We start from the raw sequence: 11,826 nt of genomic DNA, 5'->3' as shown, positions 1-11,826 counted from the left end.
TGACAGTCACGACCTCAAATCCGGTAACTGTCAGATGAAGTCTGAGTTTCTACAAGTTAGCGGATCTGCTCCCTCGAATATGAGGCTGCTCCTATGTATGAACCCGACAGCTACAACGTTTTTGCAAAAATTTTTTATCGGCCCATTGACGCAGCTATACGCTGGTGCAATCTCATGGCTCATGAAACCCAAATACTAGAATCGGCTTGGGACTGTCCTGCGCTCCTGTCAAAATACTTCCCCCAATGGCCGTGCCTACAGGCAAATACCGAAAAAATTATAGATGCCATTCGCCATGGCGACCTGGCCTATGGCTGCTTCGGCGTGTCGGTCACGATTGGCACGCCCATCGATTGCAGTCAGATAACTATCCGCCATACTGACCTCAGAGTTTGGATGGCGCGCTACTACCCTGACCAAAGACCAAGCTTTCTTTTCGAACAGTCCTTCAACCAACAAGGAGCTATCAGCCCTGGCACCTATCTGGCCTTACAAGCCGACCGAGATGCAATGCAATTGCGGATAAAAAATATAGAAGCGTCTTATCAACAACTACTCGATGAGCTTGAGGCAATGGGGTTGGAAAGAGAAAATATCCATCAGTTACTAAAGTCCAACAGTAAACTCAGTGACCGCAGTGAAATCGGCTACCTGAAAGTCATAGGGGCGTTGCTTGAACTAATCTTAGGACACTCGCCATCAGGTAAACCGCACTCAGTATTTGATAGTCAATCCTCCATCGTCAATTCCATCTCAGCTCATCGCAAAGACGATCCTGGCCTGAGCAAACGCACGCTGGATGCAAAGTTCGCCGCAGCCAATCGCATACTCAAAAAAGGTATCTGAGTGGAGCAATTGCACTGCAATACCTCTGATTGCAGTGCAATGACTCTCCCCCACTTCTGCTATTCAATTCAGGTCACTTCCCACCACGCGCCAATCGGCGCCAGGAGTGACCAGCATGTCCAGCCAATCCTTACCCATCGTTGAAGCACCTCAACTGCAGGTAGAACGCCACATCATGCGACGTGACGAGGTGGAGCGAAAAACCGGCTTCAAACGCGCGCACATCTACAACCTGATGAAGGAAGGTAAATTCCCTCAGGCTAAACGCATTGGATTGCGGGCAGTCGGTTGGGACTCGCTAGAAATCGAGCAGTGGGTCGTTGAACGCTTAGGCAAACAGGCCTGATGCCATGCGTGTGGTATCGGTGGTTTCCACCAAAGGCGGGGTGGGCAAAACCACAGTAGCCGCCAATCTCGGCGGCCTACTGGCTGACGCAGGCCTACGCGTCCTGCTACTGGATCTGGATAGCCAACCCACCCTCTCCAGCTATTACGCCTTGAGCCAGAAGGCTGATGTCGGTGCGTACGAGTTCATCGCACTCAACCTAGCTATGCCTGCCCAGATTATTTCCAGGACAGTGATTGCAGGGCTCGATCTGATCGTCTCCAACGACGATCAAGGTCGACTGAGTACCTTGCTGCTGCACGCCCCTGACGGGCGATTACGCCTACGCAATCTGCTCGACAACTTCCGCGCCCGTTACGACCTGCTTTTGATCGACACCCAAGGTGCGCGTAGCGTGCTGCTGGAGATGGCCATCCTGGCCTCCGACCTTGCCCTCTCTCCCATCACCCCGGAAATGCTCGCCGCCCGCGAACTGCAGCGTGGCACCTTGAAGCTACTCAGCGAACTCGAACCTTTCCGCCACCTGGGCATTCCACCCCCACCCTTACGACTGCTCCTGAACCAGGTGAATGCCATTCGAGTGGACACCCGGATGATCATCCGTGGCCTGCGCGAGACCTTCGCAGGGGCTAACAACATCTCGGTTCTAGACACCGCAATTCCGGAGCGAGTGGCGTACCTCAACGCCGCCTCCCTTGGCCTACCGGTCCACCGAGTCGAGACACGCCAGTCACGGGAACGACGCTCGCCATCCGCGATGGAAACCATGCAAGCGCTGGCCATCGAGTTGTTTCCGGAATGGCGCGAAGCGATTTCTAGGGTGGGCAGGTGCACGGAGGTTAAATGACACCATTCACCATGCCGGCACTTCTCGCCCAATCATTGTGTTTGCTCGACCTTATAGCCAACAGCGTTTGGCAAGGAGTCTTCTGATGTTGGATCAACTTCCCATCATCGCTCCACCATTCACTCGACCACACCACCCATCTGGCGATGAATACTGCACTGTCGTCTTTCGCCTGCAGGGTGGACGCTCGGCCATGGGTTGGCTCCTCGCAGAGCTTTCCAGACATTTCGAAGGTTCGGGGACTGCCAAGATCGTCAAGTTCGAGGTCGGTGACCATTTGCGTAACCGGCGTTAACTGAGGTTGTTCCGATGAAGAAGCTCAGTCAGGCGCAGATCACCGACAAGCTGCACCAGGACCACTTCCCTCGAGGTCCAGAACTGGAGCGGCTATCCGATCCACTTACTGACACGCCTATGCTGGTCACTCTGGAGCAGTTGCGGCCCTACGAACACAACCCTCGATTCATTCGTAATCCGCTGTATGACGATATCAAGGCTTCGATCCGTGAACGCGGGCTGGATCAACCACCGCCGATTACCCGTCGCCCGGGAGAAACCTATTTCATCATCCGCAACGGCGGTAATACGCGCTTGGCGATTCTCGGCGAGCTGTGGCAGGAAACTCGCGACGAGCGTTTCTTTCGGATTCACTGCCTGTTCCGACCTTGGAGCAATGAAACCAACGCCCTACTCGGCCATTTGGCGGAAAGCGATCTGCACGGCCAACTCACGTTCATCGAACGGGCTCTGGCGGTAGCCAAACTCAAAACCATGCTTGAATCGGATGGCCCACAGCTCTCACAACGGGAGCTGGCTCGACGTCTTGCCGCTGGGGGCTATCCGATTTCACAGTCGCACATCAGCCGGATGCTGGACACCCTCGAACACTTATTACCCGCCATTCCACAAACTCTGTATGCCGGGTTGGGTAAGCCTCAGATAGAGCGTCTGATCGGTCTACGTAGTCAGGCTGAGCGAATCTGGAACCGTTATCCAACTGCCACAGTTGCATTTGCAGAGTTCTGGCTGGAATCCATGGGTTACTTCGATTGCGATCCTGAATCCTTTGATCTTGAGAAGATCCAGGATGAATTACTCGAACGCATGAGCCGCTTGCTCGGACAGTCCTACCGTATGCTGGCCCTGGAGCTGAGCGATACCCAACGGGTCGTATCCACGCCTGGGGCTGTCACTACCAGGCCCTCAGAGAACATCTATTCGCCAAGCGAACATGAAGCCGCGGCAGAACCGCCCTCCTCCGACACTGAATCACAATCAACCCAGGTCGAGAGCAGGATAGAGTCAGTTTCAGAAGAACTGCTCGCAGAACCCGAAACAAATGTTTCACCAGCGGTCAATCCTCGATCACGCGTTCAACAGATTCGTGAGCAAATCGATCGCGAGATAGCCACCAAAGCGACGTCTCCAGTCGAAACCTGCCCAATCGACGACCTCTGGACGATCACACCAACGCTGGATACACCCGAACAACTGCGTTTAGCCATTGCCGGACTGGCGCGAGAAATGGCGGCCTATGCCGGATACCCCGAGAGCATCATCGGTCAGCCGCTTGGCTTGGGCTTCGCCCTGAACATCGAGCGAGTTGATCTTGCAGCGCCTCACGCAACCGGCGTTCACCTACTGCTCATGGCCCTGCTGCGCGCTCAAGACGACGTCAACTGGGAAGATCGTAAGCAACTGCCGTCAGCGCTGTTCGGCCAATTGTTGCTGGGGATCTATCAACTCCCGCTCACAAATCGTCCCGCCGTGGACGTGGGACTGGAGCGGCTGCCCGACAGGCTGTTAATCAAACTGTATCGCCTGATCCGCCTGGCCCGGCGTCTGATCGACTTAACGATTCCCCCTGAAGATAGCTCACCGAAGGAGCTGCCATGAACCTGTCCTTCAATGTGCTCAACCAGGCCATGCTGACCCAGATACTGCATGAGCTGCGCCAGGGTAACCTGCAGCGCTGCAAGGCACTCGGACTGGGTGAGGACGACATCTACCTGTTGCAATCCTTACCGCCCACTACGTTGTCGCGCCTGGCCCATGCAACCATCCCCTGGGTTGAGATCAAGATTGACTCGCCGGTGCTGCATCGGTTGATCGAGCAAGCCGAACGTGACGAGCAGAACGAGCGCTTGATCAACCGCGCGCTCAAGCTCGGCGCCAGCAGCACCATCATGTACCAATGCTTTGGCTTGGCGCATTCGGAAACCGCCCTGCGTCGACGTCTGCTCAAGATAGAAACCCGAAAAGGTCGCCCTCAGAATTTGAGCGAGGCGCAGGAGCATGCGCTCTGGCAGCGTTGGTGCCAACTACGCGCTCAGGACAGTACCGAGGACCAGCTCGACGCCATGATGATGCTGGCGGAGGAGCAACAAGTCAGCTTGACCATCGTCTGGCAACAAATCGACCAGTACAGCAACGGCACATGAACACAGCCCCTTCCAGTCGTTGGCAGCGTGTCCTGCAGCAATGCACCCAGCATCTGAGTGAACGCTGGCCCGTACGCCCTACCACTGAACAACCCTCCAACCAGGCCCTGCAAGCTGGCTTTCTATTCAGTGGCCAATCTCACGAAGTCGTGCCACGTCGGCTGCTGTTGGATAGTCGGTTGACGCCGTTGGAACGCAATGCCTGGCAGGTGTTTCGACTCATGCTGCAAGGCCAGGGCGTGGTCACGCCGCGCTATGAGGATTTGCAGCCTTACCTGTCGAGCGTGCCCTACGGTGCGTCAGCCTCCCGTGAAACCATTGCTCGGGTGTTGACGATGCTCAGGTTGACGCGCTGGCTCAGTTTGGTGAGTCGCGGACGCGATCAGCTCAGCGGACGTCTTCAAGGTTTTCTGTATGTTCTGCACGATGAGCCGTTAACCCCCGCCGAAGCCATGGAACTGGATCAGGATTACCTGGCGCTGGTCGGGCATGCCCTCGGTCATGCGACGAAGGCGGTGCGTATTGTCGCTCAGCACGTTGTGGAGGAAGTCCGCCAGGACACGAATATCGATCGTGATCGGTTACCGACGCGGCTCGACAGCTGGGGCGAACACTGGACGCAGCAAGGATTGGATCAGCCAGCCGTTGATGCCTTCCACGATTCCGAACGGGAGGAAGATCACCGCGTTCGGAATCGTGCAGGCCCTCGTTCGGATTCCGAACCGGGCCTGAACGTCAATGTTTCAGACACCGTTCGGAATCCGAACGCCGCCTGTACTGTATTAAAAGAAAGTATTTGTACAGTACCGCGCGCGACCGCAGCGGTGGATAACCTGCACTGGCCCGCTGCGCTGCACCTGAGCCCAAGCGAGCGTCAGGCCGTCGCCGTGGCGCTGAACAAACTCAAACCAGCGGATCGGCAGGCGGTGCTCAACGAAGCGGGAGCACGTTGTGCGGCCGGTGGAATCCGCAAGCCAGCGGCGTATCTGATGGGCCTGATCCAGCGCGCACTGAAAGGTGACTTTCGTCCTTGGGCAGGTCAGGCCGAACCTTCACCCATTGCAGAATCACCTCCACCCGCTCCCTCGCGGCCATCTCGACAACAGGGCGAACCCGCGTCTGCCCTCGCACAAGCGTGCCTGAATGAGCTGCGCCAACTGCGTGGCAAACGCGGTGGACCTCAGTAGATTTGATGCCAGTGGCATCAAATCCATGGTGTTCCACTCTACGAACACATCGGATCAAACTATGAAACTCTTAGGGAAAAGCCGGGACATCTCTTTCGATGAACGTAGACGTCAGTAGATTTGATGCCGGTGGCATCAAATCTACTGACGTCTCCATAATTAGCCCTCTTAAACCAAACCGAACAGACCGCATTCAGTTTTTTGGCTGTCCTTGACCCTCATCTGCCGCAACGTTTCCGTCCAAGCGAATGCGAGGACAACGCCGTGGCCGATCATTACCAACTCAACCTGGGTTCATTGCGCAGCAGCATCACCCTGACCCTGCACACTCACCACGCCGCCCGTATCTGGCAAGGGCGGACCGCACGCGAAGGCGTTCACTCGATCATGGGCATGGCCGGCTACATCAGTGTCACCAACCTGATCAAACAAACCGCGGCTCAGGACGATCCCTATGCCGACTGGGCCATCGTACAACTCGAAGAAAAACTGATGCAGGCCAAGGCTGGGATGCTGGAACTGACCCAACAGCTGGATCGGATCAGACAGGACCTGCCGACACAGATCGACATGGGCGACAACCTCAACATCCACCCCGTCACCTTGCCGTTGTACATCGGCAGCCAGCTGGGTTTTCTGGCGGTCTACCTGCTGACCGACTACGACACCCTGGTGCGTCGTACCCTATTGGCCCATCACACAGCCTTGATCGGCCGCGTCGACATGGAAGCCTGGATCGATGACGGCGCCCATCTGCTGCGCAGCCTGTTCGGCCAGGCGCAGCGCTATCGGCATTCTGGCGTCACCCGTGATGACATGGCAGCGAACAATGCCCGTGCTCTGGCGGCCATCGAGAAGATGGGTTTGCCCCCCATGGACATTCTTGAGGGTCATCGCCGCTCCCAGTTCGCGCCACCGATCATTCGTCGTGGTGCTGTGGCAGTGGATGACGCGGACGCATTGGCAGAGGAAGCGAGAGAGCCATCTGCGACGGTGGATGAGCCGGAGGACGAAGCATGAATCTCATGATCCCGGCTCAACCAATGCCCTTCGAAGCGTTAACACCGGATGCCTATCGACAGCTCGAACACGCTGCCTCCCTAAAAGGCCTTTTAAAACCTTTTAAGGGTAAGGGGGAGTTGGACCACCTGGCGCAGGTGGCGAGGGAAATCGAGGCGCAGTTATGTCACCTGATGGAAGCTGTTGTGCAGCAAGCCGGACAGCCCCCGTACTCACTGCTGGATATTCGATTGGTGCTGCAGAACACCAGCGCGGGCAGCACCTTTTTGCGTTGGCGAACCCGTGACTTCGCCCGCATGGGGGTTGCGGTCTGGGAACGCCAGGTCCGCAACAAGACCCAACCGCAGGCCGTACGCGAGGGGTTGCACCGTTTCGAATGCAACCGTATTGCACTGAACCTGCAGATGAGCGTGGTGCATTCGCTTTACCGCCAGGCCTCGACCTGCGCGATCAAAATGGCCAGTGCCGAACGGCTGCTGCGCCAGTTCACAACCGCAGCGGAGATATCACGATGAGTACTTTTTTCGTCGGCGAAGGCAACATCGGCAGTGCGCCAGAGTTCCAGGAATTCGCCTCAGGCAATGACGAGCCACGGCGTTTGCTACGGCTGAATGTGTACTTCGACAACCCCGTGCCACGCGAGGGCGGCTACGAAGATCGAGGCGGCTATTGGGCGCCGGTTGAGCTCTGGCACCGCGAGGCTGAACACTGGAGCACGCTGTACCAGAAAGGTATGCGTGTGCTGGTCGAGGGCCGCACGATACGAGATGAGTGGGAGGACAGCGAAGACAACGCGCGGGTGACCTTCAAGATCGAGGCCCGTCGAGTCGGCATCCTGCCTCATCGAGTGCACAGCGTGGTCATGCGGGAGCGATCCAATGAACCGGCAGCATCTGCGAAACACGTCGGGCAAAATACAGAGCAAGCCAGCTCACCTGCGTCGAAGCCAAAAAAGCGCACAGGGCCGCCACCTCCGGAATGACGAGCATTAGGCATAAAAATTGCGCCTTTGCGCGAAGTTGCTGGCGTATTACTACTCGCTGCTCGTGAAGACCCACACTGTCGTCCACGCTAAAACGGGGTAACAGCATCGGATCGTCAAGGCAGTCCTCACCGACTAATATGAGGTACCTGCGAGTCAGGTTTCTCATATCTCGTAGCTGCTGTTTCCAACAACTCTGCTCCGGACCCCATCCGGAGCAGTCTTATGCGCCTCTTCCTCTGCGAGAAACCTTCCCAAGGTCGTGACATCGCCAAAGTTCTCGGAGCCAGCCGGCGCAGCGATGGCTGCCTAATCGCACCCGAGACAACCGTCACCTGGTGTATCGGTCACCTGCTGGAGACAGCACCGCCTGAAGCTTATGGTGAACACTTCAAGAGTTGGTCGTTAGATCATCTACCGATCATTCCCGCGCAGTGGCAGGTCGAGGTCAAACCCAAGACTGCGGCACAGTTCAAAGTCATCAAGCGCCTGCTCAGTAAAGCCACCACCGTCGTCATCGCGACCGACGCCGACCGCGAAGGTGAAATGATTGCCCGCGAGTTACTGGAACTCTGCAAGTATCGAGGCCCCGTTCAGCGCCTCTGGTTGTCGGCACTCAACGAGGCGTCGATTCGCAAAGCATTGTCCTCGCTGAAGTCTGGTCAGGAGACCTTCCCGCTCTATCACTCAGCCCTCGCCCGCAGCCGTGCTGACTGGCTGATCGGCATGAACCTCAGTCGTTTGTTTACCCTCCTCGGTCGGCGGGCAGGCTACGACGGCGTGCTGTCGGTTGGACGCGTACAGACACCCACTTTACGCCTAGTGGTCGATCGGGATCGTGCGATTGCCAGTTTCGTTCCGGTGCCCTACTGGAACGTTGAAGTGCACTTATCGTCGAGGGGTCAGCGATTCATCGCATCGTGGTTACCGCCAAGCTCAGGACAGGACGAAGCGGGTCGTTGCCTGCAACAGGCGCTTGCCAGTCAAACGGTCCAAGCGATCTCTTGCAGCAAGACCGCCACAGTACTCTCGCTGCAGACTGAGCATTTCCGCGAAGCGGCGCCCCTGCCCTTCGACTTGAGCACGCTGCAAGAAGTCTGCTCGCGCAAGTTGGGACTCGGCGTTCAGGAAGTCCTGAATATCGCCCAGGCTCTGTATGAAACCTACAAAGCCACCACCTACCCGCGCAGTGATTGCCGCTATTTGCCAGAGAGTATGTTCGACGAGGTATCTGGGGTATTCGATGCCCTGCTCAAAACCGATCCCACCCTGCGGCCCGCATTCGGAAGACTCGATCGATCACTGCACTCCCGCGTGTGGAACGATGCCAAGGTCACCGCGCACCACGGCATCATTCCCACCACCGAGCCGGCGAACCTTGCGCGGATGTCCGAACAAGAACGCCAAGTCTACGAACTGATTCGTAGCCACTACCTCGCGCAATTTCTTCCGTCTCATGAGTTTGATCGAACCCAGGTCGAACTGGAATGTGGCGAAAAACGATTGACCGCTGTTGGCAAACAGATCCTGGTCCAGGGCTGGAAAGGCTTGCTCTCCGAAAACACCGAGGAGGACGAACCCAGTCACAAGTCCCAAGTCTTACCCGTCTTGCAACAGGGCACGCAGTGCGCAGTGGACGACGTCGAACTCAAGTCCATGCGCACCGCCGCCCCCAAACCACTCACCGAGGGCGATCTGATCAAGGCGATGAAAAACGTCGCCAAGCTGGTCAACGACCCACGCCTGAAACAGAAACTTCGGGACACTACCGGTATCGGTACCGAAGCCACGCGAGCCGGCATCATCAAGGGGTTGATTGATCGCGGTTACTTGCTGAAGAAAAAACGCGCCTTAATGGCCTCCGCAGCGGCCCATACCCTGATTGAGGCGGTACCCGCCGCAATCGCAGATCCGGGCATGACCGCGATATGGGAACAGGCCCTGGACGAAATCGAAACGGGACGCCTGACCCTTGATGCGTTCGTCGCCAAGCAGGCGAACTGGATTGCACAATTGGTCGAACACTGTGGCGCACTCACCTTGGCGGTACCTGTCGAAGCCGGCCCGGCCTGCCCCATTTGCAATGCCTCGATGCGTAGACGTAAAGGAAAATCAGGGCAGTTCTGGTCATGCTCCCACTACCCAGATTGCAAGGGCACTGTGTCGATCAGTAAAGATACGCGTCGCTCATGATGTTCCATGGGACGATCATTATGAGAACGGTGCGTTCTCTGCCTTGACGTCGTCCCACCCTCTCTGCTGTAGTGCCTCAGGATCATCGCCAATGGCGACCCAAGACCGATTTGCTCCGGGTAGCTCGGTCGAACTCGTCGAGTTCGGAGCCTTCTCTTCTGCGGGATTTCATTCCCGTTTTGTGCTTGACCTGATCGTGGTGGCGGATGACCACTGTTGCCTCTACCCGGCAACAGCGGTCATCCGCTTCGGCGATCGTATTCAGTCCCGGAGCCCGCCGGGGAAACACTGGGCACCTTTTGTGCGCGGATGCGTGCCAGCATGTTCCGACCCAGGCCACGACAAGGGTCGGTTGGCGAATCATGGCGCAGTTCAACCAAGTGTTGCGAGGCGCTGGTCGACTGCGTAAGACCGTCAAAGGTGGTTTTTTTCTTCCTCGCCTGGCATCCCGTCAGGCCCACTCTTCACTTTCTTCAGTCCAGTGACTGCCACTGTATTCCGGCTATAAAAAATCGGGTTGCAGCGTCTTGACGCTCCCCTGTGACAGGCTTATACAAAGGGCGTGGTTTGCTGTCGTTGACAGCCCAGCCCAGGTAGCTTGAACCTTCAAGGCTACGCCACGTTCGTGGTGGTTTACCCAAGTGCGATCAGCGTTCGGAAGCTCGCACGGTTACCGCCTCAGCGGTGATGAATGCCCACTACCCCATGTCTGCTAACCACTACCGCAGACGTTCCTCAGCTGCACCGTTATTCCGCCAGACGCATCGTTCTGATCGTCATCGGCTTGCCGGTGGTGAGTCGTTCATCGCTCTTCTTCACCTTACCCACCCTGACGGGGGCTCACTTCCCCATCAGGGACTGTGCGTCGCCGTTTCCCCTTGAAACAGGAGAACCACCATGGCCCACGCCAACCAATCCAAAGAAGCGACCACTTACTTCAACCTGCACACCGTCGGTATCGGCTACCTCAACCGTGTTCGTGAAGTCCAAGTCCGCCGCGGCCAACCATTCATTGCCTGCGATATCGCAGCCCTGCACGGTGCCACCGATGCGGTGGAGTACACCCGCTTCGACTGCAAAGTCGCTGGGGGTGAAGCTGAACGCTTGATTCGTCTCTATATGGACGCCGTCAACGCCGAGAAAAAGGTCTTGCTGTCGTTCCGTATCGGCGACCTGTGGATCGATCCGTTTCTCTATGAGAAAGGCGAGAAACAAGGCCAACCGGGCGCCAGCCTGAAAGGTCGTTTGCTGTTCATCGACTGGATCAAGATCAACGGCACGTTCGAATACAAAGCACCCGCCAGGCAGGAAGCAACAGCACCTGCTGAGCAAGCGCCAAACAGTGAACCATCCCCACCGTCGGCTGATGCCGAAGTTGAGGATACCGAAAACCCAATAGAGGCTCGGGTGGAACCTGAATCTCCACCCGCTCCGCGCACGGCCCGCCGTGATGCCACCCGTACCGTTCAGTCCGCCTGAACAGTCCACGATGTTCCTCATCAAGGCGCTCCGTCGAGCGCCTTTTCTTCAATCAGCACAGGGGACCATTATGGAATCCTTCTGGCTTTGCGACGACTGCCTGTTCGCTACAGCTTACGAGGACTACAGCACCTTATCGCTGTATTACTCGCAGGATGAGGTCGAACAACGCATCGCCGCGATACATCGTGAGCTAGTTCGGTTGATGCCCATCAGTGCCGACTTCGATCCCGAAGCCGGCTGGGGAATAAGAACCTTTTCTCCATCGCCTTGCGACGGCTGTGGTTCACATCTACACGGTCAACGCCACCGATTCACTCGGCTGTAAACAGCGCGCCATCTGCTAACGCCCAAGACTCCACACCCACCTTGGGGGATACCACTCCCCTCGGGCGTGTACCCCTGATTGTTCCCTTCGGAGGTACCGCCATGAGCACCCAACTTACACTGATTGAGACCTCGGATTTCGAGGCTGATCGCATTGT

Annotated in this window: 13 protein-coding genes; all 13 read left to right on the top strand. The window is 57.0% G+C overall.

Annotated features, from left to right (window positions below):
* Positions 1-93 precede the first annotated feature (93 nt).
* The 13 genes from KL786_RS25855 to KL786_RS29735 all read left to right on the top strand — a co-directional run bounded on the left by KL786_RS25855 (position 94) and on the right by KL786_RS29735 (position 11,669).
* Positions 94-846: a hypothetical protein gene (locus KL786_RS25855; protein WP_032903637.1), complete on the top strand. Its 753-nt coding sequence runs from the start codon at positions 94-96 to the stop codon at positions 844-846.
* A 115-nt stretch (positions 847-961) separates the two neighbouring features.
* Positions 962-1,192, top strand: coding sequence for an AlpA family transcriptional regulator (locus KL786_RS25850; protein WP_020300882.1), 231 nt, complete (start codon positions 962-964; stop codon positions 1,190-1,192).
* 4 nt (positions 1,193-1,196) lie between these two features.
* On the top strand, positions 1,197-2,039 hold the full coding sequence (locus KL786_RS25845; RefSeq protein ID WP_020300883.1) for a ParA family protein: 843 nt from the start codon (positions 1,197-1,199) through the stop codon (positions 2,037-2,039).
* Positions 2,040-2,124: 85 nt separating this feature from the next.
* The gene (locus KL786_RS25840; protein WP_076964377.1) at positions 2,125-2,334 is read left to right on the top strand and encodes a hypothetical protein; all 210 of its coding nucleotides are present in this window, start codon (positions 2,125-2,127) and stop codon (positions 2,332-2,334) included.
* A gap of 14 nt (positions 2,335-2,348) precedes the next feature.
* A complete protein-coding gene (locus KL786_RS25835) occupies positions 2,349-3,935 on the top strand; it encodes a ParB family protein (RefSeq protein ID WP_020300884.1) in 1,587 nt (528 codons plus the stop codon).
* Positions 3,932-4,480: a DUF2857 domain-containing protein gene (locus KL786_RS25830; protein ID WP_032903632.1), complete on the top strand. Its 549-nt coding sequence runs from the start codon at positions 3,932-3,934 to the stop codon at positions 4,478-4,480. Before KL786_RS25835 ends, KL786_RS25830 begins: the two co-directional genes overlap by 4 nt.
* Positions 4,477-5,667 (top strand): STY4528 family pathogenicity island replication protein, encoded by a 1,191-nt coding sequence (locus KL786_RS25825; RefSeq protein WP_020300886.1) that lies wholly within the window; start codon positions 4,477-4,479, stop codon positions 5,665-5,667. The genes KL786_RS25830 and KL786_RS25825 overlap by 4 nt, the downstream gene beginning before the upstream one ends.
* Before the next feature lie 264 nt (positions 5,668-5,931).
* A complete protein-coding gene (locus tag KL786_RS25820; protein ID WP_020300887.1) occupies positions 5,932-6,687 on the top strand; it encodes a PFL_4669 family integrating conjugative element protein in 756 nt (251 codons plus the stop codon).
* Complete coding sequence (locus KL786_RS25815) at positions 6,684-7,202, top strand: DUF3158 family protein (RefSeq protein WP_032903630.1); 519 nt, start codon at positions 6,684-6,686, stop codon at positions 7,200-7,202. The genes KL786_RS25820 and KL786_RS25815 overlap by 4 nt, the downstream gene beginning before the upstream one ends.
* Positions 7,199-7,669: a single-stranded DNA-binding protein gene (locus KL786_RS25810; RefSeq protein ID WP_020300889.1), complete on the top strand. Its 471-nt coding sequence runs from the start codon at positions 7,199-7,201 to the stop codon at positions 7,667-7,669. Before KL786_RS25815 ends, KL786_RS25810 begins: the two co-directional genes overlap by 4 nt.
* A gap of 225 nt (positions 7,670-7,894) precedes the next feature.
* On the top strand, positions 7,895-9,862 hold the full coding sequence (locus KL786_RS25805; RefSeq protein WP_020300890.1) for a DNA topoisomerase III: 1,968 nt from the start codon (positions 7,895-7,897) through the stop codon (positions 9,860-9,862).
* A gap of 897 nt (positions 9,863-10,759) precedes the next feature.
* Positions 10,760-11,341, top strand: a complete 582-nt coding sequence (locus KL786_RS25800; RefSeq protein WP_020300891.1) for an STY4534 family ICE replication protein — start codon at positions 10,760-10,762, stop codon at positions 11,339-11,341.
* Between the two features lie 70 nt (positions 11,342-11,411).
* Positions 11,412-11,669, top strand: a complete 258-nt coding sequence (locus tag KL786_RS29735; RefSeq protein WP_032903653.1) for a hypothetical protein — start codon at positions 11,412-11,414, stop codon at positions 11,667-11,669.
* Positions 11,670-11,826 lie beyond the last annotated feature (157 nt).

The sequence above is a fragment of the Pseudomonas sp. TAE6080 genome, from assembly GCF_018732265.1.
Lineage (GTDB): Bacteria > Pseudomonadota > Gammaproteobacteria > Pseudomonadales > Pseudomonadaceae > Aquipseudomonas > Aquipseudomonas brenneri.
Note: the sequence above shows the minus strand (reverse complement) of the source record. Positions and strands in the feature narration are given on the sequence as shown.